Origin of the sequence: Glycomyces tenuis DSM 44171, assembly GCF_000427885.1 — a bacterium.
Taxonomy (GTDB): Bacteria; Actinomycetota; Actinomycetes; order Mycobacteriales; family Micromonosporaceae; genus Glycomyces; species Glycomyces tenuis.
In genome coordinates this window covers 12,234-38,142 of the sequence record NZ_ATYW01000021.1, presented here as the reverse complement: position 1 = coordinate 38,142, position 25,909 = coordinate 12,234, and the positions used below count along the sequence as shown (strand labels likewise).

Genomic DNA, 25,909 nt, shown 5'->3' with positions numbered 1-25,909 from the left:
CCGGCCCGAGCATGTCCCACGCGGGGCGTAGGGTCCTCGTCATGAGCGAACCCGAATTCATCAGCACCACCCGCTCGTCCTACGACGCCGTCGCCGAGGAGTACGCCGAGGTCGTCGGGGACGCGGTGCGGGGCAACCCCTTCGCCCGCGCGATGATGGGCGCCTTCGCCGAGCTGGTGAAGGAGGCCGGTGCGAGTCGGGTCGCCGACCTCGGTTGCGGCCCGGGGCGGGTCACCGCTCACCTGCACGGCCTCGGCCTGGACGTGTTCGGTGTGGACCTCTCGTCCGAGATGCTCGCGATCGCCCGCCGGGAGCAGCCAGGCCTGCGGTTCGAGCAGGGCTCGATGGCCGCGCTGGACGTCGAGGACGGCTCGCTCGGCGGCCTCGTCTCCAGCTACTCGATCATCCACACCCCGCCCGAGGAGCTCCCCGCGGTCTTCGCCGAGTTCCACCGCGTGCTCGCGCCCGGCGGCTGTGTGCTCCTGCTCTTCTTCGCCGACACCGACTCCTCGCAGCTGGCATGGCCCTTCGACCACAAGGTCACGCTCGCCTACCGGCTGTCGGTCGACCGGGTCGGGGAGCTGCTGCGCAAGGCGGGCTTCGCCGAAGTCGCCAGGCTGATCGAGCAGCCGCCCGCCGACAGCGAACGCGGCTTCGAATTCGGTCACGTCCTGGTCCGCAAACCGGTCGAGTGACGTGGCGGAGGGACGGGCGAGCCGCCCGTCAAGCCGCGCCCTGCGCTTCCGGGGAGAACTCCCGCCAGTCGGCCCGGGCGGCGTAGACCCGCTGCTGGATCATCCGCCGAGCGGTGGCCGGCCCTTCTCGCCTGAGGGCGGCTATCCGATGAGGGCCCCGGCGCCCAAGAGCGCCTTGAGGTCCGCCGAGAGCTCGACCGAGGGCCGGACGCGCCAGTTGTCGCCGAGGGCGAGCATGGTCGTCTTGGGGCCGTTGGCGAGCTGGACGCGGACCTGCGCCTCGCCGCGGTGGGAGCGGAAGGTGTCCGAGAGCTTCTCGATGAGCTGCTGATTGACCACGGCGGCGCGGAGCGCGAGCGTGATCGGCGCCGAGTTCGCCTCCGGGCCGCTCGAGGTGTCGAGCACCGCGAGGTCCTGGGCGATGAGCTGCGCGGTGCCGTCACGGCGGTCGAGCTTGCCCTTGACGCAGCAGATCAGGTCGTCGGCGAGCGAATCGGAGACGAGCTCGTACGTGTTGGGGAAGAAGCGGACCTCGATCGAGCCCGCGAGATCCTCCAGAGTGGCCGAGGCCCACAGCTTGCCCTGCTTGGTGACGCGCTTGGCGACGTTCTGGAGGATCCCGGCGACACGGACGTTCGCGCCGTCGGGGAGCTCCTCGCCGTGGAGGGCCGCGACGGGCCGGTCGGCGTTCGCCGACAGCAGCCGCTCGAAGCCGTTGAGCGGGTGGTCGGAGACGTAGAGGCCCAGCATCTCCCGCTCCAGGGCGAGCTTGTCGCGCCGCTCCCATTCCTCGTCGGAGATCGACAGGTCGACGCCGAGGGTGTCGGTGGTCTCGGCCATGCCGCCGAACAGGTCGAACTGGCCGCGGGCCTCCTCCTTCTTGATCGAGACCATCGCGTCGATGGCCTTCTCGTGCACCTCGGCCAGACCGCGGCGGGAGTGCCCGAGGGAGTCGAAGGCGCCGGCCTTGATCAGCGACTCGATGGTGCGCTTGTTGCACACCTGCGCGGGCACCTTCTGGAGGAAGTCCTTGAAGTCGGTGAAGGCGCCCTTCTCCTCGCGGGCCTCGATGATGCCGGTGACGACGTTCGCGCCGACGTTGCGCACCGCGCCCATGCCGAAGCGGATGTCCTCGCCGACCGGGTGGAAGACGTGGCGGGAGTCGTTGACGTCCGGGGGCATGACGGTGATGCCCATCTTGCGGCATTCGGACAGGTAGACCGCGGCCTTGTCCTTGGAGTCGCCGACGCTGGTGAGCAGCGCGGCCATGTACTCGGCCGGGTAGTTGGCCTTGAGGTAGGCCGTCCAGTAGCCGACCAGGGCGTAGCCGGCGGCGTGGGACTTGTTGAACGCGTACCCGGCGAAGGGGAGCATGATGTCCCACAGCGTCTTGATGGCCTCTTTGGAGTAGCCGTTGGACTGCATGCCGCCCTCGAAGTCGGCGTACATCTTCTCCAGGACGTCGACCTTCTTCTTGCCCATGGCCTTGCGGAGCACGTCGGCCTGGCCCATGGTGAAGCCCGCGAGCTTCTGGGCGATGCGCATGATCTGCTCCTGGTAGACGATCAGGCCGTAGGTCTCGGCCAGGATGTCCTCCAGCGCCTCGGCGAGCTCCGGGTGGATCGGGGTGATCTCCTGGCGCTTGTTCTTGCGGTCGGCGTAGTTGTTGTGCGAGTTCGCGGCCATGGGGCCCGGCCGGTACAGGGCGTTGACGGCGATGATGTCGTTGAACTCGGTGGGCTGCATGCGCTTGAGGAGCTCTCGCATGGCCGCGCCGTCGAGCTGGAACACGCCCAGGCTGTCGCCGCGGGCGAGCAGCTCGTAGGCCTTCGGGTCGTCGGTCGTCAGCGTGTCGAGGTCGAGCTCGATGCCCCGGTTGGCCTTGATCGCCTCGATCGCGTCGCCGATGACGGTGAGGTTGCGCAGGCCCAGGAAGTCCATCTTCAGCAGGCCGATGTCCTCGCAGGACGGATAGTCCCAGCCGGTGATGATCGAGCCGTCCGGCCTGGCCCACATGGGGATGCAGTCCACGAGCGGCTGCGAGGAGAGGATGACCGCGCAGGCGTGGACGCCCGCGTTGCGGATCAGGCCCTCCAGGCCCAGCGCCGAGTCGAAGATCTGGCGGACCTCGCCGTCGTTCTCGATGAGGCTGCGGACCTCTCCCGCCTCCTTGTAGCGCGGGTGCTCGGGGTCCATGATCCCGGACAGGGGGATGTCGGTGGCGGCGACGGGCGGCGGCAGGGCCTTGGTGATGCGCTCGGCGATGGAGAAGCCGGGCTGGCCGTGGTGGACGCGGGCGGCGTCCTTGATCGCGGCCTTGGTCTTGATGGTGCCGAAGGTGATGACCTGGGCGACGAACTCGGAGCCGTACTTCTCGGTGGCGTAGGTGATCATCTCGCCGCGGCGGCGGTCGTCGAAGTCGATGTCGATGTCGGGCATGGAGACGCGCTCGGGGTTGAGGAAGCGCTCGAACAGCAGGTCGTAGTGGATCGGGTCGATGTTGGTGATCTTGAGCGCGTAGGCGACGAGCGAACCGGCCGCCGAGCCCCGGCCGGGGCCGACGTAGATGCCGATGGAGCGGGCGTGGCTGATGAGGTCGGCGACGACCAGGAAGTACGAGGGGTATCCGGCGTTGATGATGACGTCGAGTTCGAGGGCGACCCGCTCGCGGTACTCGGCGGGGACCTCGCCGCCCTGGAAGCGGTCCTTGAGGCCCTCGTCGACGAGGTGGCGCAGCCAGGAGCCCTGGTCGTGTCCTTCGGGGACCTCGATGACCGGCATGCGGTCCTGGACGGCGAAGATCTCGTCGTAGCCTTCGACCTTCTCGGCGACGAGGAGGGTGTTGGCGCAGCCCTCCTGCCAGATCTCGTCGCTGCGGACGGCGTACATCTGCTCGGCCGAGCGCAGGAAGTAGCCCTCGCCGTCGAACTTGAAGCGCTTCGGGTCGTCCAAGGTGGATCCTGATTGGACGCACAGGAGCGCGGCGTGGGTGTCCTTCTGCTCCTCGGTGACGAAGTGGGAGTCGTTGGTGACCAGCGGAGGGAGGCCCATCTTCTGGCCCAGTTCGTACAGCTCGTCGCGGACCCGCTTCTCGATGGCGTTGTCGTGGTCCATCAGTTCGAGGAAGTAGTTGTCGGCGCCGAAGATGTCGCGGTAGTCGGCGGCGGCCTTGTAGGCCTCCTCGGTCTGGCCGAGGCGCAGGCGGGTCTGGACCTCGCCGGAGGGGCAGCCGGTGGTGGCGACGATGCCGTCGGCGTGCTGCGAGATGAGCTCGCGGTCCATGCGGGGCTTGTAGTAGTAGCCCTCGAAGGAGGCGACGCTGGAGAGTTTGAAGAGGTTGCGGGCGCCGGCGGAGTTCTTGGCGACCATGGTCATGTGCGTGTAGGAGCCGCCGCCGGAGAGGTCGTCGCCGCGCTGGCTGGGCTCGCCCCAGAACACCGGCTTCTTGTGGAAGCGGTCGTGGGGCGCGAGATAGGCCTCGATGCCGAGGATGGGCTTGACGCCGGTCTTCTTGGCCTGCTGGTAGAAGGCGTAGCCGCCGTACATGTTGCCGTGGTCGGTCATGGCGATGGCGGGCTGGCCGAGCCGCTCGGCCTCGGCGAACAGGGGCTTCAGCTTCGCCGCTCCGTCGAGCATCGAGTATTCGGTGTGCACGTGAAGGTGGACGAACTGCTTCGACACGAGATGCTCCCTGGTTCTGCGCCCTATTCAACACCCGGCCACCGACACCGAGCCCCGCCGCGGCGCCGCCGGTGAGATACAGCTTTCAGCCTAGTCGCTGCCGCGAGCGCGGCGCGTCGACTCGCGGCCCGAATGCGGTCCGCCTCAATGCCGCAGGGCGGTTCGCGGAGACTGCCGGGACGCGTGTCGAGACCTCGGCGAGTGGCCTGCGGCGCCTCGCCCGCGGCCTGCTCGGAACAGCTCAAAGAGCAAGAGAACACTTATAAGGACTTTTCATATATAAGGTTGTCCACAGGACGCGATGAGTTATCCACAGCCCAAAAAATAATTCTTGCCATCTGTTGACATCAGATCGACACTTATGCCATGAACATGACAGAGACGAAAATCAGGATCAAAGGCCCTGTCGACCTGATAACGACCATCCCGCTGCTGCTCGGCTTCCACCCCGAGCACAGTCTCGTCGTGGTCGGCCTCAACGAGGGCGACTTCCAGTGCACCTTCCGCGTCGACCTGCCGGGCTCGGCCGAGCACATCGAGCACCTGCGGGATCTCACGGGGCAGCTGTGCCGCAACGAATGCGACGCGTGCGTCCTCATCGCCTACGGCGAGCGGGAGGTCGGCGAGGCCGCGCTCGCGCGCGCCGCCCACCGCTTCGACGCCGCGGGCATCAAGCCGCTCAACCGCTTCCGCGTCGCCGACGGCCGCTGGTTCAGCCCCGACTGCGAGGACACCTGCTGCCCGGCCGAGGGCAAGCCCGTTCCGCAGACCTCCCCCGCCTCGTGCGAGGTCGCGGTCGCCGGCGGCCACGCCCTCCCCGACCGCTCGGCCGTGGCCGCCCAGCTCGACCCGGCCGAACCGGGCCGCCGCGCCGCCGTCACCGCCGCGGTCGAGGCGGCCCTGCTCGCCGAGGCCGAGCTCGACTGGGCCGAGCAGCGCGGACGCGACCTCCGCACCGTCGACCGGTGGATGGCCTCGTCCGAGCTGCCGGACACCGCCGACATCGCCGCGCTCGGTCTGGCGCTGGGCGATCTCGACATCCGCGACCACGCGATCGACCGCATCAACTCCGGCGATTTCGAGGGCAACCGCACCGATCTGTGGATCTGGCTGGCTCGGCACCTCGAAGAGGAACTGGTCGCCCCGGCCGCGACGGTCGCCGGTTTCGCGGCCTACCGCTTCGGCAACGGCGTCCTGGCGCTCGAGGCCTTGGAGCTGGCGCTGCGGGCGCGGCCGAACTACCGCCTGGCGCAGATGCTGATGGCCGCGCTCCAGGCCGGAATCCCACCAGGAACGCTGGCCGGAATCGGCAGCGGGAAAGCGAGCGAGGCTCTCGATGGCTAGGCTGGAGATATGGGAGACACCCCCGTTGCGGGCAGTGGTCACTCCGGTTCGGGCGGCGAGCGAGGGAAGGACGGCTTCGCCGCACTCTTCCTCGTCGGCGGCAGGGCACGGAGATTCGCCGGCACCGCCAAGAGCGAACTGGTCGTCGACGGCCGCACCATTCTCGAGCGGATGCTCACCGCCTGCGCCGACGCCGCGCGCCGGGTGGTGGTCGGGGCGCGTCCGAAGACGGCCGAGCCGCTGCCCGAAGGCGTGGTGTCGGTGCTGGAGGACCCGCCGGGCTCGGGGCCCGCCAGGGCGGTGGCCTCGGGACTGGAGGCCGTGCCCGCCGGCTGTGAGCGGGTGGCGATCCTGCCGGGCGATCTGCCGTTCATGTGCCCCGAGGCGCTGCTCGTGCTGCTGCGCCGGGCCGAGGAGGCCGGGAGGGACGCGGGCGCGGTGTACTGCGACGACGCGGGGCGCAGGCAGTGGCTGTGCGGGGTCTGGCCCACCGAGGCGGTGCGGGCGAACGCCGCGAAGGCGATGCCGGGCGACGCGGCGAGGATCCTGTTCAACGGCATCGGCGTGGAGGGGGTGTACTGGAACGAGCCGGGGCCTCCGCCGTGGTTCGACTGCGACACCCCTGAAGACCTGCAACAGGCCCGCGCATGGGCGGACTGCCTGAAAACCGCCGAGGGCTGCTGAAGCGAAAGGCACCGCAGAGAGGAGGGCACCACGATCTGGCGGAGGTGATCGGCGAACCAGCGGCGGAAGGCACCGCAGGGACGGGAACACCATCGGCGCCCAGAGCGGCGGCACTGAGAGCCGGTCGTGAGGGCGGAAGACACCGCGAGGACGGAAGCGCCACCAGCCCCAGAGCGGCGGCACTGAGAGCCGGTCGTGAGGGCGGCTTCGGCGTCAGGTGATGCCGAATTCGCTCACGATCACGCCGGTGCGCCACACCGTCAGGGCCACCATCAACGCCAGGATCGCGGCGAAACCGACCCAGTGCAGGACTCGCCGCTGCTCCCTCGGCGTGAAGGCCAGTACCGCTCCGCACAGCAGGCCGCCGACCAGACCGCCCAGGTGGCCGGTGATCGAGATGCCCGGCAGGGCGAAGGTCATCACCAGGTTGAGTCCGAGCAGGATGTACATCCCGGTGTTGTCCCGGCTCAGGCGTCGGTTCACCAGGATCAGCGTGCCGAACAGGCCGTAGATCGCCCCCGAGGCGCCCGCACTGATCGTCTCGGGCGCGGCGAACAGGTACGTCGCCACGCTCCCGGCCAGACCCGAGATGAGGTACACCGCCAGGAACCGCAGCGACCCCAGGTCCTTCTCCAGCACCCGGCCCAGGATCCACAGCACCACCATGTTCATGAGCAGGTGGATGGCCCCGTAGTGCATGAACGTGGAGGTCAGCAGCCGGTACTCGCCGCCGCTCGCGACGCCGGGGAGGTCGTATACGGTTCCGAAGAGCTCGACCGGAATGTGAGTCGAGTAGAAGCCGCCCTGGTACACGAAAATGGAGGCCTGCGCCAGCGCGTTGTGGAGTTCGGTCCTGGCGCCGCCGACCGCGCTCATGCCGCCCACGAGGAGCGTCAGCACGAACATGGCGACGTTGATGCCGATCATGGTCTTCGTGACCGTGCCGGCCGATCCGGCGGAGGATCCGCCGAAGGCCGTGGCGGCGCGCCCGCCGAAGGCCGAGCGGGCCCGGCGCTCCTTGCGCCGGCCCGCGGCGACGCAGTCGGGGCATTGAAACCCGACGGGGGCGTCGATTCGGCAGTCGGCGCAGATCGGCTTGTCGCAGCGGACGCACCGCAGATAAGTCTCGCGATTCCGGTGGCGATAGCAGACCGGGGCCGACTGCTCGTCGCTCATCTACTTCTCGATACTCACACTGTTGATGACGATGTCGTTGACCGGACGGTCCATCGGACCGGTCTGGGTCTTGGCGATCTGGTCGACCACGGCCTGGGAGTCCTGGTCGGAGACGACGCCGAAGATGGTGTGGCGGCCGTTGAGGTGCGGCGTGGGCGAGACGGTGATGAAGAACTGGGAGCCGTTGGTGCCGGGCCCGGCGTTCGCCATGGCCAGCAGGTAGGGCTGCCCGAAGTGCAGGTCGGGGTGGAACTCGTCGGCGAACTGGTAGCCGGGGCCGCCGCGGCCGGTGCCGGTCGGGTCCCCGCCCTGGATCATGAAGCCGGAGATGATGCGGTGGAAGATCACCCCGTCGTAGTAGGGGCCCGAACCGGCCGCCCCGGTGTTGGGGTCGGTGTACTCCTTGGTGCCTTCGGCCAGGCCGACGAAGTTCGCGACCGTCTTGGGCGCGTGGTTGTCGAACAGGTCGATCTTGATGTCGCCGACGTTGGTCTTCAGAGTCGCCTTTGTCATGGCGTCAATGGTGCCAGACGCGTCAGGTTGGTCCAACTTTCTCCCCCGTTTCCCTCGACGGGTCTCCCAGAGCGGTGCAACATGAGACTACGAGCACCTAGAGGAGGGCTATCACGATGGGTTTCAGCCGGAATTCCACGACTCCCGCCAGGGAGGTCAAGGACAACCTCACCCAGGGGGCGGTCTATCTCAAGAACGCAGGGGTGGCCGCCGCGCGGGGGACGCGCGAGGCGGCGACGCCGAAGGTCAACGTCGTACTGACGAAGGTCGGCCTGAGGAAGCAGCGCCCCAACAGGTGGCCGTGGGTGGTCGGCGCGATCGGCGCCGGGGTCGCGGCGGGCGGAGCCGCCGCGTACATGTGGTACCGCCGGCGCACCGAGACGATCGGCGAGTCGCTGCTGGCTGATGAGCTGCTCGACGACACCGAGCAGAATCCCCGCATCACCGATGAGGCGATCAACGAGGAACTGATCGAGCACGCGCGCCGCTGAGCGGGCGCGGACCGTTCGGGCGCGGCTCACCGCGCCATGCCTCGACCTGCGTGACCCGCCGGTCGGAGGTGTTTCCGGCTGCGCGGACCGCGCCGCACAGTGCCCGGTCCGCTGGGAGAAGTTGAACGCCGGACCGGTGCCTCGCCCCGGGGGGGAGTGGGCGAGTTCACCGATCCGGCGCCAATGGGGGCGGGAATACGGCCTTCCGCGCGGCAAGTGCCGCGATCACGAGACGATTCTCGCGCCCGGTGCGCCCAATGTGAAGGGTTTGGCCGTGGCGGTTATACGCCATGTCGCATAACCGCCACTCTTCGTCGACAAGGCGTGCCGCAGTCGCTACGGAAAGTGTCGATCATGGGCGGCGGGCGGCGAGCATCCCATGCCCCCACGCGGTTCGCAGCGGTCGCGACGACACCCCGCCAATCCACACAATGTGGACATACTTCCCACGGGTTCGCAGGGCAGTCCGGGTTTCGGGGCACCGGACCGCGATGCCGAGGGCGGCGCCGACCACCGAGCCCCGACGGGGAGCCGGTGCCGCGCCGTTCGCCGGCATTGCCGGTTCGTCGTTCGCGGGCTTCGCCGAGAAGACGGAAGGCCCTCCCCGTCCCGGCCCGCCTCGACGAGTGAGGCGTTCACCGCCTCACAAGGCGATGCGCTCCAGGCCGCGCTTCGTACCAGGCCGAGGCCGCATCAGAGTCCATTCGCTCGCGAGCTGCACATGAGCTTCGCCAAGGGGGTAGAGGGGCTCCCTGATACCGGTGTTCGGATCTGGGACCCCTGCAACACAGTGAACGGGCGCAGCGCTAGCCGGTTCGGATGGCGGCGGGCCCGATAGCGCCCGTCGGGGGTTTGCGAACAGGCCAGGACCTGTCCTGTGAATCAGGGCGAGGCGGTATCCGAGTCCGTTTGTTCGCTCGCAGTGCCAAGTCATGGCTCGCAAGCGTCGCCAAGAGAGCGGAGGGGTGCCAGAGCCCGGTGTTGGATCCAGGCACCCCGACAACGCAGCCTTCCCTTACCGAGCGAGCGCAGCGAGCACGATGTCGGGTGGCAGTGGGCGACGGGCACACGGCCAGGCGCCGCGCAGCGGCGCCCTTGTGGTGGTGGGCTCGACGGGCGGGCCGGATTCAGGCCGGCCGGGACCGTTCAACGCCCCCTAGGCGCAGGCGAACCCGGCCCCCGGCAGGCGCTTTCGCTGCTCTCCCGGCGGCGAGGAACGCCTAGGCGCGGGCGGACTCGACGGCCTTCGCCAGGCGGCGCACGCCCTCGTCGATCCGGTCGGCCTGCACGGCCGAGTAGGCCAGACGCAGGCACGACTCCCCGCCGTCGACCACGAAGTCGGTGCCCTTGACGACCTGCACGCCCTCGTCGGCGGCGGCCGAGGCGACCTTCTCGCAGTCGACGCCCTCGCCCAGGTCCACCCACAGGAAGTAGCCGCCGTCGGGCACCACGAACTCGGCGTTCGGCAGGTGCGCCCGCAGCGAGGCCGAGAGCTGGTCCACGCGCTCCTCCAGCGCCGCCTTCACCGTGGCGATGGAACGCTCGAGCGCGCCCGCCTGCGCGAACTGGTAGATCGTCGCCTGCGCGAACATGTTCGGCGCGATGTAGGTGTTCGTGGCGGCCTTCGCGATCCGGCCGATGAGCTCGGCCGGGCCGACCAGGTAGCCGGTGCGCAGCCCCGGGCACACGGTCTTGGAGAACGAGGACGCGTACACCACGCGCCCCTGCGCGTCCTGCGAGAGCATGGTCGGGAACTGCTCGCCGCGGAAGCGGATGTCCAGGTACGGGTCGTCCTCGAAGATCGTGAAGTCGTACTCGTCCGCGAGTTCGAGGAGGCGGCGCCGCTTGTCGCCCGAGAGCGTCACACCGGCGGGGTTCTGGAAGTTCGGGATGATGTGCGCCAGGCTCGGCCGCACCCCGCCCTTGAGGACGGCTTCGAGCTCGTCGACGTCGAGGCCGTCGGCCTGCACGGCCACCGGGTGCAGCTCGCCGCGCCGCTGGCGCAGCCCCAGGAGGGTCCGGTCGTAGGTCGGCCGCTCGACGACGACGGGCGAGCCGGACTCCACCAGCTCGTCGAACAGGAAGGCGTCGGCCTGCATCGAGCCGTTGGTGACGAGCACGTTCTCCGGCTCGACCTCGTGCTTCGCGGCGATCCACTCGCGCAGCGGCGGGTAGCCCACGGAGGTGCCGTAGCCGGTGACCCGCGCTGGGTCGGCGTCGAGCGCGGCGGCCGCGGCGGTCTTGAGGCCCTCGGTGTCGACGATGTCGAGCGACGGGGCGCCCCTGGAGAATGAGATGACGTCGGTGTTCGGCATGCCCACCAGCGTATGCGCCGCTCCCCGGCAGCGTCGAGCGGCATGCGCGCCGCCCGCGGCGCACGGCGGCCCTGGCCGCGCCCGGCCGCGCGGGGCGCTACGGTGTGCTGTAGTGGGGCTCTGTTGGGCCTCAGCGGGTTCGCCATGGCTTCCCGGCTTTCGGCACCCGTCGCCGATCAGTAGGAGGACACGATGACGCTCGACCGTCCGCAGGCACCCTGGCCGTACGACTTCCTTCCGCAAGTTCCATCGTTCGAGGTGACGTCCGCCGACGTCGCCGACGGCGAGACGCTCCCCGAGGCCCACCTGTCGGGCCGGGACGTCTCACCCCAGCTGTCCTGGTCGGGCTTCCCCGAGGAGACCGCCGCGTTCGCCGTGACCTGCTTCGACCCCGACGCGCCCACCGGCTCGGGCTGGTGGCACTGGATGATGCTCGACCTCGACCCGACGGTCACCGAGCTGCCCACCGGCGCCGACCTCGACCCGCCCGCCGGCGTGGTGCAGCTGCGCACCGACTCGGGCAAGGCCGGCTTCGCGGGCGCGGCCCCGCCGCCGGGCGACTACCCGCACCGCTACATCTTCGCCGTCCACGCCTTGCAGCAGAAGGTGGGAGTGCCCTCCGACGCGTCGATGGCGTTCGGCTCGTTCAACATCACCTTCAACGTGCTGGCCAGGGGCCTGATCACCCCGGTGTACCGCAATGCCTGAGGCCGTCGTCCTCGCCGCCGCGCGCACTCCGGTCGGCAAGCGCGGCGGCGGACTCTCGGGGGTCCACGCGGTCGACCTGGCGGCGCACGCCTTGGGAGCGGCGCTGGAGCGTTCCGGGCTGGAGCCGGACGCGGTCGACGACGTCGTGCTCGGCTGCGTCTCGCAGGTCGGGGAGCAGTCCTGGAACATCGCGCGCAACGCGGTCCTGGCGGCCGGGTGGCCCGAGACGATCCCCGGGACGACGCTCGACCGGCAGTGCGGCTCGGGCCAGCAGGCGATCAGCAGTGCCGCCGCCGCGGTCATGGCCGGGCACGCGGACGTGGTCGTCGCCGGTGGCGTCGAGTCGATGACGCGCGTGCCGATGGGCTCGAACGTCGGCACGGGCGCGGGGGAGCCGTACGGCCCGGCGGTGCGCGAGCGCTACGGCGACCGCGTGGACGCCGCCGCGGCGGTGCCGTTCAATCAGGGCGTCGCGGCGGAGCTGGTGGCCGAGCGCTACGGGGTGAGCCGGGAGGCGATGGACGCGTTCGCGCTGACCAGCCACGAGCGGGCCGCGGCGGCGGCCGACAAGGGCGTGTTCGCCTCGGAGATCGCGCCGCTGGCCGGCGTCGTGGCCGACGAGGGGATCCGGCGCGACACGAGCATGGAGAAGCTGGCCGGTCTGAAGCCGGTGTTCAGAGCGGACGGGTCGGTGACGGCGGGCTCGTCGTCGCAGATCTCGGACGGGGCGGCGGCGCTGGTGATCACCACCGACGCGCACGCGCGCCGGCTCGGGGTGCGGCCGATGGCGCGGATCGCGGCGGCGACGACGGTCGGCTCGGACCCGGTGATGATGCTGGACGCGCCGATCCCCGCGACGGCGCGGATCCTGCGCAGGGCCGGGCTGGACCTCGACGAGATCGACGTGTTCGAGGTCAACGAGGCGTTCGCGTCGATCCCGCTGGCATGGCTGGCCGAGACGGGAGCCGACGAGGAGCGGTTGAACCCGCGCGGCGGGGCGATCGCGCTGGGACACCCGCTGGGAGCCTCGGGGGCGAGGCTGGCGACGACGATGCTGCACTACATGCGCGACGTCGGCGCGAGGCGGGGCCTCCAGACGATGTGCGAAGGAGGCGGCATGGCCAACGCGACGGTGTTCGAGCTCCTGTAGGCGGGGTCGTCATCCCATAGGTCGCGCGCGGCGAGCGTTCAAGGTCGCGGTTCGGTGGTCATCTCCACTTGGAGAGGACCAGCAGGGCCGCGACCATGGCCGAGAAGCCGACCGCGAGGTTCCAATAGCCCCAGGCGGCGACGGGGTACGCCATGCCCGAGAGGTAGAACAGCGTCAGCCAGCCGATGCCGATCACGATGAGCGCGACAGCGGTGATCGGCACCCACAGCGGGCTGGGATCGTTGTAGCTCTCGCCGCCCTGGGAGCTCTTTCCCGAAGGGCTCGAGTAGACCTTCTTCTTGCGCACACGTGACTTCGGCATCGGCGGTTCTCCAATTGAGGGAAATATCCGAAGTTCAGGGTACCGCCCGCCTCGTCGATGTCCACGCCCCAGGCCGGTCCGGGAGCGTTCCCGCGGCGGCGGCGCCGCTTCGCTCGGGCGTCGCGGCCGGAAAGCGCTCGGGAGATCCGTGTCCGAGCGGAGCTCGGCGTCGAGTCACCGCGCGCCGGCGCACCGCTCGGAGCGGAGTCGGGCGGGCCGCGATTCGGAGCCGGGATCGCGGGACGACCGCGTGCGCCGTTCGCGAGTTCGACGGTGCGGATTTGACGGTGCGCCGTAGGGTGTTCCCATGCGGCCGTCCGATGCGGCTGCGGGACTGTCTCTTCGGTGGAATCGGGCCTGGAGCCCGCCTCGATGGCGCGGTGGTACCCGCTCACGGGCCCGTTCGGGCGATACTTGGATTCGAGGCGTCACCTTAGGATGGCGTGGGGCGTTATGGTTGCGAAACCATCCCCCAACGAGTCGAACACATGATCTGACGGAGGCGATGTTCCCAGGTGAACGATCAGGACTGGTCGCCCTTCGGCGAGGAGCTCTCCTCCTCCCCGCCGCGGCCCGCCCCGAGCGCGGGCCGGGCCACCGTGCCCGCGCCCGACCCTGCGGCGCGCCCGTCGCCCCGACCGCACCCTCCGCACGACCAGACCGCGCCGCTGCGGCCGCCCTCGGCGGCCAAGAAGCAAGGCCGGCCCGACCTCATCCCGGCCCCCGACGCCACCGCGATCCTCCCCCAGATCCCGGACGCCCCCGTCCCCGCGCCCGAAGGCGCCGAGTCCGCCACGCGCAAGAAGCAGACCGTCAAGCGTCACCGCGACGGCGAGGCCGCCGGCAAGACCCGCAAGACCGTCCGCGGCGTCGGCGAGGTCCTCATCACCTTCGGCGTCGTCGTCCTGCTCTACGCGGCCTACGAGGTCTTCGGCGTCAGCGCCGAGATCAACAACCAGCAGGAGGACCTCTCCAGCGAGCTCGACGTCCTCTGGGACACCGAGGGCGGGGAGGACGGCGACGCCGCCCCCGTCCCCGAGCTCGGCGACGCCTTCGCCCGCATGTGGGCGCCGGACATCCGCCCCGAGTCGTGGGTCATCGTCGAGGGCACCGACCTGGCCGACATCGAGTACGCGCCCGGCCGCTACCTCGACGGCGCCTACCCCGGCGAGCAGGGCAACTTCACCCTCGCGGGGCACAACGTCCCCGCGATCTTCCAGAAGATCCGCGAGCTCGAGGCCGGCGACAAGGTCGTCATCGAGACCATGGACCACTTCTACGTCTACGAGGTCCAAGAGCACGTCGTCGTCGACGAGACCCAGGTCGAGATCACCGAGCCCGTGCCGGGCGAGCCGGGCGTCGAGCCCGGCGAGGACGACTACTGGCTGACCCTGTTCACCTGCCATCCGTTGTGGGACAACTACGAACGGTACGTCGTGTACTCCCAGCTCGTGGAGACCTACGAGCGGGATCCCGACGGCGAGATGCCGGACGAAGCGATCGACGCGGAGGCCTGACGTGTACTCATGGATCTGGAGGCGCATCCCGGGCGGCCTGCCGGGTAAGCTCATAGGCTCGCTGGCACTGGCGGCGGGGGTCTTCGCGCTGCTGTGGTACGTGGCGTTCCCGGCGATCCGCCCCATGATGCCGTGGAGCAACGTCGACGTCGGCGGCACCGTCGAGAACGAGGAGGGCGGCGATGACCAGCCTGCCGGAGACGAACCCACCTGCACCCAGGGCGTCGACTGCCAGCACACCGGCTTCGACCCTGAGGACTACCAGACCGCGACGCCACCCGATGACGCCGAGACTGCGGAGGGCGATGGGTAGCGTCCTGGTCGTCGACTTCCGCGACTCCTTCGTCCACACCATCGTCAGCTACCTGCGCGCCCTCGGCGCGCGCGTCGAGGTCCGCCGCTCCGACGAGGTCACCCTCGCCGAAGCCGAGGCGCTGCGCCCCGGCGGGATCCTCCTCTCCCCGGGCCCCGGGCGCCCCGACGAGGCCGAGCTCGGCCACGAGCTGCTCGACCGCTTCGCCGCCTCGATCCCGATGCTCGGGGTGTGCCTGGGCCACCAGGTCATCGCCGAGCACTGGGGCGCGACGGTCTCGCGGGCCCCGCAGCTGCGCCACGGCGAGACCTCCCCGATCCACCACGACGGGCTCGGCCTGTTCGCCGGCTGCGCGAACCCGCTGACCGCCACCCGGTACCACTCCCTGGCCGTCGAGCCTGATACCGTCGCCCCTCCGCTGGCGATCGCCGCGACCACCGACGACGGCGTCGTCATGGCGCTGCGCCACAGGGACCTCGACGTCGAGGGGGTGCAGTTCCACCCGGAGTCGATCCTCACCGAGGACGGCAGCGCCCTGCTGGACAACTGGCTGAGACGCCTCCCGGACTCGGCGCGCCAGACCACATAGGAACTCGCTTCGTCTATAGGCTGAGGCGGCACCGACCATCCGCCGCAGAGCGCTTCACGGCACGCAAGGGACGCACTTGACTCGCCAGGACTGGAATCCGCCGCCTCGGCGCCGACCGCGCGGCGTACCGGCCTTCACCGGGGTCCTGCTGCTCCTCATCAGCGTCTCGCAGCTCTTCCTCGGCTGCGACGCGGTCGGCGGCGAGACCTTCGACCTCTCGGGCGGCGGCTACTGGTACCGCGCCGACGACGCCCTGGGCTGGGTCAACCTCGGCATCGGCCTCGGCGGGATCGTCCTGGGGCTCGCGCTGATCGGGGTGGGCGGGCGCCTCGGCCGCCTGCGCGGCAAGGCGGCGCTGGCGCTGGTGGTCGCGGCCGTCTCCGCCGTGAACCAGTGCCTCCTCGCACCGCGGTACCCACTGTGGTCAGCGCTGGTGATCGTGCTCGACGTCTTCGTCATCTGGGCGGTCACCACGCAGCTCGGCGAGGACACCGGCGACGCCGATGACGGAATCGTCCGTTTAGGCGCGCACGCCGCCCCCAGCTGGCACGGTGGGAAGCATGGGCCGTCGATCCTTCGTGGCCGCGGCGAAGCGGTTCCTGTCGGAGCACCGCCTGGACGACGCCGCGGCGCTGACCTACTACTCGGTGCTGTCGCTCTTCCCGGCGATCCTGGTGGGCACCTCGCTCATCGGCATGCTCGACGAGGACGCCACCCGCGAGCTCCTGAGCGGCGTCGAGGACGTGGCCCCCGCCGACGCCATGTCCATCATCGAGAACGCGGTCACCGGCCTCCAGACCAATCCGGCGACCGCCGGGGTCATGGCCCTGATCGGCCTCGCCGCCGCGCTGTGGGCCGCCTCCAACTACATCGCCGCGTTCTCGCGGGCGCTCAACGAGGTGAACGGCACCGGCGAGACCCGCAAGTGGTGGACCGTCCTGATCGTCCGCGTCGTGCTGACGCTGGTCGTCGGCGCGCTGACGGCGGCGTGCGCGCTCGTCGCCGCCACCGGCGGCGCCGTCGCCACCGCGATCGGGGAGGCGGTGGGCGCGGGCGGCACCGCCGTCACCGTCTGGCAGTGGGTGAAGTGGCCGATCATCCTGGTCCTGGTGGTGGTGATCGTCGCGCTGCTGTACTGGCTGGCCCCGGCGAAGCGCTCGACGTTCCGCTTCCGCGCGCCCGGCGCGATCGTGGCGGTGGTCCTGTGGGTCGTAGCCTCGGCGGCGTTCGGCCTGTACGTGGCGAGCTTCGGCAACTACGACAAGACCTACGGCACCCTCGGCGGCGTCATCGTCTTCCTGGTGTGGCTGTGGATCACCAACGCGGTCCTGCTGTTCGGCTCCGAGTACAACGTCTCGGCGAACGCCGGGGAGCGCAGCGGGGACAGCGCCGAGGAATCGGGGATCGGCTGAGCCCTCACTCGGCGCCCTTGGGCTGCACCAGGCCCGATTCGTAGGCGAAGACCACCAGGCCGGCGCGGTCCCTGACGCCGAGCTTCATCATCGCCCGGTGGACGTGCGTCTTGGCCGTGGCCGGGCTGATGAACAGCCGCTCGGCGATCTCGGTGTTGGTCAGCCCCCGCGCGACCAGCGCGACGATCTCGGTCTCGCGGCCGGTCAGGCCCTCGACCTTCCCGGCCAGCCGCGCCGGGGGATGGGCCACGTACTCGGCCACGAGCTTCGCGGCGATCGCCGGCGACAGCAGGGTCTCCCCGCAGGCGGCGGCGCGGACGCAGCGCAGCAGCTCCTCGGGTTCGGTGTCCTTGACGAGGTACCCGGCCGCCCCGGCGCGCAGCGCGTCGAAGACGTAGGCGTCGAAGGAGTAGTTGGTGAGCATGACGATGCGCAGCCCGGACAGCGCCTCCAGCGCGGCGATCTCGCGGACGGCCTGGATGCCGTTGCCGCCGGGCATCTCGACGTCGAGGAGCGCGATGTCGGGCCGGTGGGCGAGGGCGAGTTCGACCGCGGCGACCCCGTCGGCGGCCTCGGCGACGACGGTCATGTCGTCCTCGGCGTCGATGAGCGCGCGGAAGCCGCCTCGCATGAGCGGCTGGTCGTCGGCGAGGAGCACCCGGATCACTGCAGCGCCTCCCGCTCCGCACCGGCCTCGGCCTTCGCCGGGAGCTGGGCTCGGACCGCGAAGCCGCGCGGGTCCGGGCCGACCATGAGCGTGCCGCCGAGCGAGTCGACGCGTTCGCGCATGCCGGTGATGCCCCGGCCGGGCTCGAAGGCGTCGACGCGGCCGTCGTCGACGACCTCGACGTCGAGCAGCTCGCCGAGGCGGCCGATGCGGACCTCGACGCGGCCGCCCGCGGAGTGGCGGACGGCGTTGGTGAGCGCCTCCTGCACGATCCGGTAGGCGGCGTGGTCCGCCTCCGGGTCGATGTCGAGGCTTTCGACGCCTTCGCATTCGAGGCCGATCTCCATGCCGAGCCCCTGGTAGCGCTCGGCGAGGTCCTTGACGCGGCCGAGCCGCAGCCCGTCGTCGTCGCGCAGCATCGTGAGCGTCTCCCGCAGTTCCCTCGTAGCGTCCTTCGCGGCCTCCTCGACGGCCAGGAGCGCCTCGGCGGGCTGCTCGCCGCGCTTGCGCGCCAAGTGGACGGCGACGCCGGCCTGGACGCGGATGACGGAGATGGAGTGCGTCAGCGAATCGTGCAGCTCGCGCGCGATGCGGACGCGCTCGTCGGCGGCCTTGCGCTTGACCGCCTCCTCCTTGGTGCGCTCGGCCTCCTCGATGTAGGCGTCGCGCTGGCGCCGCCCCTCACCGGAGATCATCGCGACGTGCAGCCAGCCGACGAACAGCAGGGTGTTGCGGATGACCTCGCCGTTGAGGCTCCGATCGGCGGACCACCAGTAGCCGAAGGCGATGACCGCGGACAGGGCGAGCACGACGGTGACGGTCCAGGAGCGGTAGCCGAGGTACATCGAGGTGGCGATGGCCACCAGGGCGGGGACGGCGGGCAGCAGGCCGAGCTCGAGGTGGGCGAGGACGACCATGGCGACGACCGCGATGGTGACCACGACGCGCGGGTAGTCGCGCTTGAAGACCAGCGCGATCGGCCCGATGAGCAGCACCACCCAGGCGTAGGCCGGCAGCGGGTTGCCGATGTAGTAGTGGCTCACCACGGCGGCCAGCTCGGAGAGCGCCAGGAGCAGGGCCCCGAGGACGATGTCCGCCCTCCGGACGGTCAAGCGCTTCAGCATCGTTCCATCCTAGGCAGCGCCACCGACGGCAGCGTCGACCAGCGGTTCCATGAGTGGTGTACGCCCATGGGCGTACGCGGCCGACAGCGTTGCGACGTACACAGGGGGGCGGATTGCCGACGTTGAGCCGACGACATCCCCGCCGCGGCAGAGGATTCTCGATGCAGGCGCGAAATCCTGTGCCTCGAACCCACCCGAGGAGCCCAATGCGATGGCACCCACCGTCCGACACGTCACCCCCGTACTCCCCGAGGCCGCCGACGGCCTCGTAGCGGAGGTCTACCGGCAGGCCAAGGCCGAACTCGGCATCACCGTCGGCCCGCCGTTCATGATGCTCTCCCCCGCTCCCGAACTGCTCGCGCCGATGTGGGCGCTGCTGCGCGAGTCGCTGCTCGTCGGCGGTCCGGCCGAGCGCACCGCGAAGGAGGTCGTGGCGACCACGATCGCGGTCAAGAACGCCTGCCGCTTCTGCGCCGACGCGCACGCGCTCATGCTGCACGCCGCCGGGGAGCACGAGCTCGCCGAGGCCGTCCGGGACGGCGGGGCGCCGTACGCGCACGCCGACCTCGCCGAGTGGGCCGCCGCGCCGAGCCTGGACGGGCCGTTCAGCGCCTCGGCCGCGCCGCGGTTCATCGGGACGGCGCTGGTCTTCGAGTTCATCACCCGCCTGGTGAAGGTCTTGGCGCACAACGCTTCGCCGCATCCGGTCACGGCCACGAAGCTGGGGCGCGCGGTGGCGTCCCGGCAGGTCCGCGAGGCGGTGGCGGCGGACCTGGAGCCGGGACTGAGCCTGCCGCTGCTCGACCGGAGGGAGCCGTGGCTCAAGGGGCGGTGGCCGACGCTCGACCTCACCGTTCCCGACTGGGGCGGCGCATCGCCGGTCGGGCGCGCGTACGCGCACCTGCGGGCGGTCGCGAGCTGCGGGCGCAGGCTGCTGGACGAGCAGGTGGCGCACAGCGCCGAGCAGGCGATCGAGCGGTCGGTGGGCTGGTGGGGCTCGCAGCTGGTGACCGGTCCGATCGCGGTCGGCGGGATCGAGGACCTGCCCGACCGGGCGGCGCTGGGCGCCCGCCTGGTGGCGGCGGCGGCGCTCGACCCCGGCTCGATCGACGACGACGCCGTCGCGGTGTGGCGCGCCGGCGCCCTGTCCGACCACTCCACCGTCTTCGTCTTCGGCTTCGCGGTGATGCAGGCCGTCGACCAGATGCAATCCAACCTGATTGAGATGGGAACCATCGATGCTTAAATTCTTCCGAATCTGGATGGCCTTGATCCAGATCCTGATCGGGATCCAGATCTTCCTGGCCGGCTACGGCGCCCTGGGAACCGGCGACACGGCCGAGTCCTTCGAGCTGCACATCATGAACGGACGGCTTCTCGGTCTGCTCGCGCTGGTGGCGATCCTGTTCGCGGCGCTGTCGCGCGCGGGCGGGAGGCTCGTGGGCATGGCGGCGGGCGTGTTCGGCCTGATGGTCGTGCAGTCGTTGATCGCGGTGATCAGCGTCGGCGGGACGACGGCGGGGCAGCTGATCTTCGGCCTCCACGCGATCAACGCCCTGTTCGTCATGGGCCTCACCGAGGCGACCGGCAGGAGTGCCAAGAAGATCCTCGAGTCCCGCAAGGAGAGCGGGGCGGGGGCCGCCCCGGCGGCGGCCACCACGGCTTAAAGAGGAAACCAGAGACGCGGCTCGCGGCGCAGGACGGCACCCCTGCGCCGCGAGCCGTCGGCGTGTCCGCCGGGAGCGGGTCGCCGGACCGGGCGCAGGGGCGGCAGCGGGCCCTCGTTCAGGGCCCGTGGCGCGGGAGGCCCCGCGCCGCGGGCCGCGTCTTCGAATCACGCCCCGTGCCGGCGGCGCGGAGCCGCCAAGCGAATCGGAATTCTTTCGGAAGTTTCGACATAACACAAATTAGACAGTTCGTATTTATAGGACATAATATACATATCAAACGATGCCTACTGTTCGAATAATGTCCATATACAGGCGTTATATGCGCATCGTCACTCCCAAATCGAGTGAACTATTCTCGAAAATGTTCCGGAAATTATTGACATGCCCTCACCTCCACTCCATACTGGTCCCATCGATAGACATAGACATTTGTCGATCCGAGTCGCTGCTGCGGCCCGGTCGGTCGTCGCCCTCACGGCGACCAGATGAGAACCACTGCGTCACGCGGCGACGACGCGCGGCGGCCACGCCCCGGCCGCCGCCGGGCCGCACCGCGCCGGCCGGCTCCCCGCCGGCCTTCACAAGGAGGAAGACGTCCATGGACAACGACGCACGCGGCGGCCCGTTCAGCCGCAGGAGCGTCCTGCTCGGAGGCTCCGCGGCCCTCGCGCTCGGCGCCACGGGGATGATGCTCCCCGGCACCGCCCAGGCTCAGCAGGTCATCACCACCAACCAAGAGGGCACGCACGACGGCTACTACTACTCGTTCTGGACCGACACGCAAGGCTCGGTGTCCATGACCCTGGGCCCCGGCGGGAACTACAGCTCCCAGTGGAACGGCACCAACAACTGGGTCGGCGGCAAGGGCTGGGCCAACGGCGGACGCCGCACCGTCACCTACAGCGGCAACGTCAACCACGGCAGCAATGGCTACCTGGCCCTGTACGGCTGGACCTCCAACCCGCTGGTGGAGTACTACATCGTCGAATCCCACGGCCCGTACAACCCCAGCAGCGGCGCCCAGAGCCGCGGCACGCTCAACACCAGCAGCGGCAGCTACTGGCTTGGCGAGTCGACGCGCACCAACGCCCCGTCCGTGGAGGGCACCAGGACCTTCCAGCAGTACTGGAGCGTCCGCCAGAACCACCGCAGCTCCGGCACCATCAACACCGGCGAGCACTTCGACGCCTGGGCGCGCGCCGGCATGAACCTCGGCAGCTTCAGCTACTACATGATCATGGCGACCGAGGGCTACCAGAGCAGCGGCAGTTCCAACATCACGGTCGGCTCCGGTGGCGGGAACCCGGACCCGGACCCGGACCCCGATCCGGACCCGGGCGGCAACTGCAGCGTCACGCTGTCCGGCGGGCAGCAGTGGAGCGACCGCTACAACCTCAGCTGCTCCGTCTCCGGCAAGAGCGACTGGAGGGTGGTCATGAACGTCCCGGACCCCGCCAGGATCATCGCCACCTGGAACTGCAGCCCCACCTGGCCCACCGCCACCCAGATGATCGCCACGCCCAACGGCAACGGCAACACCTTCGGCGTCACCATCCGGCACAACGGCAACTGGAACTGGCCGTCGGTCTCCTGTAGCTGACGTCCGCTCCTTCGACGACACCGCACCTGTGGCGCGGCGGCTCCGGCCGCCGCGCCACGCCCGTGCCGCGGGACGGGCGAGCGGATCGGCCTTCGTGTCGGTGCGGGCTGGTACGTTCGCGGACATCCGGATCGGCTCGGCTCGAAAGGGAGCGCCAATGGATGCGAGCGCCTCGGCCACCTTCGTCCTCGTCCACGGCGGCGGCGGCAGTTCATGGGACTGGCACCTGCTCGTGCCGCACCTCGCCGAGCTCGGGCACGACGTCATCGCCGTCGACCTGCCCATCGAGGACGAGGCGAACGGCATCGCCGAGTACGCCGACGCCGTCCTCGCCGAATGCGCGGGCCGCCCGAACCTGGCCGTGGCGGCCCACTCCTTCGGCGGCCTCGTCGCCCCCGTGGTCTGCTCGCGCACCGACGCCGAGCTCCTCGTCATGGTGGCCGCGATGATCCCGAAGCCCGGCGAGACCGGGAACGAGTGGTGGTCCGCCACCGGGCACGACAAGCTCGACGTCCGCATGGGCACCGAGCAGGAGACCATCGACACGTTCTTCAACGACCTGCCGCCCGAGCTCGTCGCCGAGGCGTTCGAGCACGAGCGGGACCAGGCCGGCGGCTTCGGCGATCCGTCGCCGCTCCAGGCCTGGCCCGAGGTGCCGACCCGGTACCTGCTGTGCCGCGACGACCACTGCTTCCCACCAGCGTTCGCGCGGGCCCACGCCGCCGAGCGCCTGGGGGTCGTCGCCGACGAGATCGACGGCGGCCACATGGTCGCGCTGAGCCGGCCGCGGGAGCTGGCCGAGCGGCTGCACCGGTACTGGATCGAACGCGACGTCGACGCCGTGAGCGACTGAACGATCCGACGGGCCGGGCTTCAGCGGGGCTTTCGGCGACCGCGCCCGCATGGTCGGCGCGACGCGACGACGCGCTCGGCTTGGACACGTCGACTAGTCTCGGCTCGATGAGCGACCCCCAGACCGACGACGCGTCGGTGCGACTCGACGAAGCCGAAGCGCCGCAGGTGAAAGCGGCGCGGACCCCGTGGTACCGCAGCCGCGCCCTCCGGTGGTGCTCATGGGCGGCGACGGCCGCGGTGTGGGTCTACGCGCTGATCCGCCTGTTCGGCCTCGAGACGGGGTGGATCCTGGTCACGACGATCGCGTTCGTCCCGTACGTCGCGGGCGCGGCGCTGATCGGCGCGGGGATCCAGGCGGCGCTGCGGCACTGGCGGGCCGCGATCGTCACCGTCGCGGCCGCCCTGGCCATGGCGGCCGTGATCGCCCCTCGCGCGCTCCCCGACGAGCAGCCCGTGGCCGAGGGCGCCGAGCTGCGCGTCCTGTCGGTCAACGCCTATGTGGGCACGGCGAACCTGGAGTACATCGTCGAGCTGGTCGACCGCTACGAGCCGGATCTGCTCAGCATCCAGGAGCTCACGCCGGGCGCCTATGAGGAGCTGGCCGACCTGGGGCTCGAGGAGCGGATGCCGCACGTCATCGCCGAGCCCGCCGAGCTGGCCGTCGGGACCGGCCTGTACTCGCTCCACCCGCTCGAGCGGCTCGAGTCCTCCGAGCCGGACGGGATCTTCTACCAGATCGCCGCCGAGGCGACCCTGCCCGACGGCTCGAAGGCGCGCTTCATGGCCGTGCACACCGCCGCGCCGGCGCGGCCCGAGCGGATCCCGCAGTGGGAGGCCGACTTCGCGCAGCTCCCGCGGCCGGTCGGGGACGTGCCGTGGGTCCTGGCGGGCGATTTCAACGCGACGCTCGACCACCGGCTGCTGCGCGAGGCCGTCGAGTGGGGCTACACCGACGCCGCCGAGACGACCGGGGAGGGCCTGGCCGCGACGTGGCGCCCGATCGAGGGCGGCTACCTGGGCGGGTTCGTGCGCCCGCCCGCGGTGACGCTCGACCACGTGCTGGTCGACGAGCGGATCGCCGTGAGCGACTTCGAGGTGCTCGAGAAGGACGGCAGCGACCACGCGCCGGTCCTCGCCACGATCCGGCTGCCGGAGTGAGCGAGGCGCCGACGACGATTCCGGAGGGCGGATGAACGGCCCGCAGCACTGCCGGCGCGCAGAGCAGCTGCTGTTCGAGGCCTTGGACGACCTGGGCCTCAGCTTGCGGTTCGACCGCGAACTCACCATGCAGAGGATCGCGTTGGCGCAGGTCCACGCGTCGCCGGCGGCAGCGGCGGCCGTCGTGGACGCCGACGTCGAATCACTGACGCCGCAGGCGCTCGGGGCGTGGGGATCGGTGATCCGGGGCGATCCCTAGGCGAGTTCGTCGACGAGGCGGTCTTTGGGGAGCGTGTAGCGCACGAGCGGGTAGGTGTGCTCGCCGATCGCGTAGTCGGTCCGCTCGTGGTCGGCGACGAAGCCGTAGCGCTCGTAGAACCGCGTGCCGATCTCGTTGCCCTCGAGCACCCATACGCGGATCGGCGAGAGCCCGAACTCGCCCAGGTTCTTGTGCGCCTCGCGCATCAGCGCGTATCCGGCGCCGCGGCCCCAGTGGTCGGGGTGCACGTACAGGCTCCACACCTCGCCGGGCTGCCCCGGACCGGCCTCGCCGCGCGGGATCTCCCGGGTGTCCCAGCCGATCGTGACGGATCCGATGACGTCGGGGCCGCGCTCGGCCACCAGGGTCAGCCAGAACGGCGGCGGCGAACTCAGGTTCATCACGAACGGCTCGGAGGGTTCGTCTCGCAGGTTGTCGAGCACGTCGGCGTCCATGACGCCGCTGTAGGCCGCGCGCCATGACGCCACCTTGACCTGCACGATCTCGTCCGCATCGGCTGGGCCGGCCGTTCGAATCTTCATGTCTACCAACCGTGCCTGAAGGTCAATGGGAATGCAACCACTAAATCGGATAGAAATCCGCCTGCGCGACGCGTGTGCACGAAGTGTCTAGGCGACCGGAGACTCCAGCAGTCGGAGTCGGCGCGAGTCGGCGTCGACGGCGGCGCCCACTCCGATCGGCATCGGCAGGTTCGGTCCAGTGTGGCCGAAGTCGACCCCCGCCAGGACGGGGAGGTCGTAGTCGGCCAGGACGTCGTCGACGACGTCCTCGATCGTCGCCGGCCCGTACTGCTCGGGCGGCCCCTCGATCCTGGTGGGGATGCCGATGACCATCGCGGCGACGCGGTCGAACACGCCCTGCATGCGGAGGGTGTGGAGGTCGTTCCAGATGTGGCCGAGGGCCCTGCCGACGTCCTCCCAGAAGAGGATCGCCCCGTCGAACCACTCGGGGGCGAGGGCGTACGGGGTGGACTGGAGGCGGATGAGCCGGTCGAGGAGGCCGCCGACGAGGCGGCCGGTGGCGGCGCCGGACCGCCAGGTCTCCCATTCGGTCTCGGCGGGCAGCTCGACCTCGTTCAGCCGGCCGGTCAGCAGGTCGCGGTACAGCTCGAGCAGCTCGGTGCGGCGCTCGGGGGCGGCGTGGCGCCACGTGTCGCCGAAGCCGATGGCCGCGAAGTCGGCGTGGAAGCCGATCAGGCCGGTCTGGGAGTGGATGGCGAGGTGGAGCGCGGTGATGTCGGAGAAGCCGAGCAGCGGCTTGGGGTCGGCGCGGACCGCGTCGTAGTCGATCCGGTCGAGGTAGCCGGTGGTGGCGTTGCCGCCCGCGAACGGCACGATCGCGCGGACCTCGGGGTCGGCCAGCAGCGCGTTGAGCTCGGCGGCCTGCTCGGCCGGGGTCCCGGAGTTCCAGAAGTGCTTGGCGGCGGATTCGACGAGGCCGGACAGCCGGGGCGTGAAGCCCATCTCCTTGACGGTCTCGACGGCGGCGTCGAGCTCGTCGCGGCGGCTGGGGATGAAGGGCCCCGAGGGGGCGGCGATGACGACGACGTCGCCGGGGTGCAGGCGCTTGGGACGGAGCGGTTGCATGGTGTCTGCCTCCAGAGGACCGTGGGCTTGGGCCACAGCCAGACTACGGCCGTGGCGGC

At 70.3% G+C, this 25,909-nt stretch carries 25 protein-coding genes and 1 pseudogene; 17 read left to right on the top strand and 9 right to left on the bottom strand.

Going from position 1 to position 25,909, the window contains the following annotated elements; translation table 11 throughout:
• Nucleotides 1–41 precede the first annotated feature (41 nt).
• A complete protein-coding gene (locus YWW_RS0119995) occupies nucleotides 42–695 on the top strand; it encodes a class I SAM-dependent methyltransferase (protein ID WP_026931497.1) in 654 nt (217 codons plus the stop codon).
• A gap of 141 nt (nucleotides 696–836) precedes the next feature.
• Here YWW_RS0119995 and dnaE read toward each other — a convergent pair whose 3' ends face one another.
• Nucleotides 837–4,376 (bottom strand): DNA polymerase III subunit alpha, encoded by a 3,540-nt coding sequence (dnaE, locus tag YWW_RS0119990; protein WP_026931496.1) that lies wholly within the window; start codon nucleotides 4,374–4,376, stop codon nucleotides 837–839.
• A 372-nt stretch (nucleotides 4,377–4,748) separates the two neighbouring features.
• On the opposite strand from dnaE, the gene YWW_RS0119985 reads away from it, so the two are divergent.
• The gene (locus YWW_RS0119985) at nucleotides 4,749–5,720 is read left to right on the top strand and encodes a DUF4192 domain-containing protein (protein WP_162145977.1); all 972 of its coding nucleotides are present in this window, start codon (nucleotides 4,749–4,751) and stop codon (nucleotides 5,718–5,720) included.
• 9 nt (nucleotides 5,721–5,729) lie between these two features.
• A complete protein-coding gene (gene mobA / locus YWW_RS31785; RefSeq protein ID WP_051326083.1) occupies nucleotides 5,730–6,404 on the top strand; it encodes a molybdenum cofactor guanylyltransferase in 675 nt (224 codons plus the stop codon).
• 213 nt (nucleotides 6,405–6,617) lie between these two features.
• Here the strand turns inward: mobA and YWW_RS0119975 are convergent, their stop codons facing one another.
• Nucleotides 6,618–7,580: a rhomboid family intramembrane serine protease gene (locus YWW_RS0119975; protein WP_026931494.1), complete on the bottom strand. Its 963-nt coding sequence runs from the start codon at nucleotides 7,578–7,580 to the stop codon at nucleotides 6,618–6,620.
• Nucleotides 7,581–8,093 carry a peptidylprolyl isomerase gene (locus YWW_RS0119970; RefSeq protein ID WP_035697645.1) on the bottom strand — a complete coding sequence of 171 codons (513 nt, stop codon included), beginning with the start codon at nucleotides 8,091–8,093 and terminating at the stop codon, nucleotides 7,581–7,583.
• 116 nt (nucleotides 8,094–8,209) lie between these two features.
• On the opposite strand from YWW_RS0119970, the gene YWW_RS0119965 reads away from it, so the two are divergent.
• Nucleotides 8,210–8,584: a hypothetical protein gene (locus YWW_RS0119965; RefSeq protein WP_026931492.1), complete on the top strand. Its 375-nt coding sequence runs from the start codon at nucleotides 8,210–8,212 to the stop codon at nucleotides 8,582–8,584.
• A 1,220-nt stretch (nucleotides 8,585–9,804) separates the two neighbouring features.
• Here the strand turns inward: YWW_RS0119965 and YWW_RS0119960 are convergent.
• Nucleotides 9,805–10,899: an aminotransferase-like domain-containing protein gene (locus YWW_RS0119960; RefSeq protein ID WP_026931491.1), complete on the bottom strand. Its 1,095-nt coding sequence runs from the start codon at nucleotides 10,897–10,899 to the stop codon at nucleotides 9,805–9,807.
• A gap of 192 nt (nucleotides 10,900–11,091) precedes the next feature.
• Here YWW_RS0119960 and YWW_RS0119955 point away from each other — a divergent pair, with 192 nt between their 5' ends.
• Complete coding sequence (locus YWW_RS0119955) at nucleotides 11,092–11,607, top strand: YbhB/YbcL family Raf kinase inhibitor-like protein (RefSeq protein WP_026931490.1); 516 nt, start codon at nucleotides 11,092–11,094, stop codon at nucleotides 11,605–11,607.
• On the top strand, nucleotides 11,600–12,757 hold the full coding sequence (locus tag YWW_RS0119950) for a thiolase family protein (RefSeq protein WP_026931489.1): 1,158 nt from the start codon (nucleotides 11,600–11,602) through the stop codon (nucleotides 12,755–12,757). The genes YWW_RS0119955 and YWW_RS0119950 overlap by 8 nt, the downstream gene beginning before the upstream one ends.
• Nucleotides 12,758–12,815: 58 nt before the next feature.
• On the opposite strand, the gene YWW_RS0119945 is transcribed toward YWW_RS0119950, so the two are convergent.
• Complete coding sequence (locus YWW_RS0119945; protein WP_026931488.1) at nucleotides 12,816–13,079, bottom strand: cell division protein CrgA; 264 nt, start codon at nucleotides 13,077–13,079, stop codon at nucleotides 12,816–12,818.
• A gap of 515 nt (nucleotides 13,080–13,594) precedes the next feature.
• Here YWW_RS0119945 and YWW_RS34355 point away from each other — a divergent pair.
• The 5 genes and pseudogenes from YWW_RS34355 to YWW_RS31770 all read left to right on the top strand — a co-directional run bounded on the left by YWW_RS34355 (nucleotide 13,595) and on the right by YWW_RS31770 (nucleotide 16,910).
• Complete coding sequence (locus YWW_RS34355; RefSeq protein ID WP_051326082.1) at nucleotides 13,595–14,596, top strand: class E sortase; 1,002 nt, start codon at nucleotides 13,595–13,597, stop codon at nucleotides 14,594–14,596.
• Between the two features lies 1 nt (nucleotide 14,597).
• Nucleotides 14,598–14,909 (top strand): hypothetical protein, encoded by a 312-nt coding sequence (locus tag YWW_RS31775; RefSeq protein ID WP_155830289.1) that lies wholly within the window; start codon nucleotides 14,598–14,600, stop codon nucleotides 14,907–14,909.
• On the top strand, nucleotides 14,902–15,498 hold the full coding sequence (locus YWW_RS0119930; RefSeq protein ID WP_035697644.1) for an anthranilate synthase component II: 597 nt from the start codon (nucleotides 14,902–14,904) through the stop codon (nucleotides 15,496–15,498). The genes YWW_RS31775 and YWW_RS0119930 overlap by 8 nt, the downstream gene beginning before the upstream one ends.
• Nucleotides 15,499–15,574: 76 nt before the next feature.
• Nucleotides 15,575–15,964, top strand: a pseudogene (locus tag YWW_RS38320) (DUF7144 family membrane protein); the annotation flags it as partial.
• Nucleotides 15,965–16,058: 94 nt separating this feature from the next.
• Nucleotides 16,059–16,910, top strand: coding sequence for a YihY/virulence factor BrkB family protein (locus YWW_RS31770; protein WP_081687609.1), 852 nt, complete (start codon nucleotides 16,059–16,061; stop codon nucleotides 16,908–16,910).
• A gap of 4 nt (nucleotides 16,911–16,914) precedes the next feature.
• Here YWW_RS31770 and YWW_RS0119915 read toward each other — a convergent pair whose 3' ends face one another.
• Together YWW_RS0119915 and YWW_RS31765 are read right to left on the bottom strand one after the other, a co-directional pair.
• A complete protein-coding gene (locus YWW_RS0119915) occupies nucleotides 16,915–17,577 on the bottom strand; it encodes a response regulator (protein ID WP_026931485.1) in 663 nt (220 codons plus the stop codon).
• Nucleotides 17,574–18,701, bottom strand: a complete 1,128-nt coding sequence (locus YWW_RS31765; protein WP_051326080.1) for a sensor histidine kinase — start codon at nucleotides 18,699–18,701, stop codon at nucleotides 17,574–17,576. The genes YWW_RS0119915 and YWW_RS31765 overlap by 4 nt, the downstream gene beginning before the upstream one ends.
• 211 nt (nucleotides 18,702–18,912) lie before the next feature.
• Between YWW_RS31765 and YWW_RS31760 the strand changes: the two genes are divergently transcribed.
• From YWW_RS31760 to YWW_RS0119880, 6 genes are all read left to right on the top strand, one after another.
• Nucleotides 18,913–19,947 (top strand): carboxymuconolactone decarboxylase family protein, encoded by a 1,035-nt coding sequence (locus tag YWW_RS31760; RefSeq protein ID WP_051326079.1) that lies wholly within the window; start codon nucleotides 18,913–18,915, stop codon nucleotides 19,945–19,947.
• A complete protein-coding gene (locus tag YWW_RS31755) occupies nucleotides 19,940–20,368 on the top strand; it encodes a DUF6220 domain-containing protein (RefSeq protein WP_155830287.1) in 429 nt (142 codons plus the stop codon). Before YWW_RS31760 ends, YWW_RS31755 begins: the two co-directional genes overlap by 8 nt.
• Nucleotides 20,369–20,969: 601 nt before the next feature.
• Nucleotides 20,970–21,971, top strand: a complete 1,002-nt coding sequence (locus YWW_RS0119895; RefSeq protein ID WP_026931484.1) for a glycoside hydrolase family 11 protein — start codon at nucleotides 20,970–20,972, stop codon at nucleotides 21,969–21,971.
• 157 nt (nucleotides 21,972–22,128) lie between these two features.
• Entirely contained in the window at nucleotides 22,129–22,824 is a 696-nt protein-coding gene (locus tag YWW_RS0119890) for an alpha/beta fold hydrolase (protein ID WP_026931483.1), read from the top strand.
• Nucleotides 22,825–22,931: 107 nt separating this feature from the next.
• Nucleotides 22,932–23,984: an endonuclease/exonuclease/phosphatase family protein gene (locus tag YWW_RS0119885; RefSeq protein ID WP_051326077.1), complete on the top strand. Its 1,053-nt coding sequence runs from the start codon at nucleotides 22,932–22,934 to the stop codon at nucleotides 23,982–23,984.
• 31 nt (nucleotides 23,985–24,015) lie between these two features.
• A complete protein-coding gene (locus tag YWW_RS0119880) occupies nucleotides 24,016–24,243 on the top strand; it encodes a hypothetical protein (RefSeq protein WP_026931481.1) in 228 nt (75 codons plus the stop codon).
• Here YWW_RS0119880 and YWW_RS34350 read toward each other — a convergent pair.
• A complete protein-coding gene (locus YWW_RS34350; RefSeq protein WP_026931480.1) occupies nucleotides 24,240–24,785 on the bottom strand; it encodes a GNAT family N-acetyltransferase in 546 nt (181 codons plus the stop codon). The two genes, YWW_RS0119880 and YWW_RS34350, sit on opposite strands and share 4 nt — an antisense overlap.
• 87 nt (nucleotides 24,786–24,872) lie before the next feature.
• A complete protein-coding gene (locus YWW_RS0119870; protein WP_035701890.1) occupies nucleotides 24,873–25,850 on the bottom strand; it encodes a S66 peptidase family protein in 978 nt (325 codons plus the stop codon).
• Between the last annotated feature and the right edge of the window lie 59 nt (nucleotides 25,851–25,909).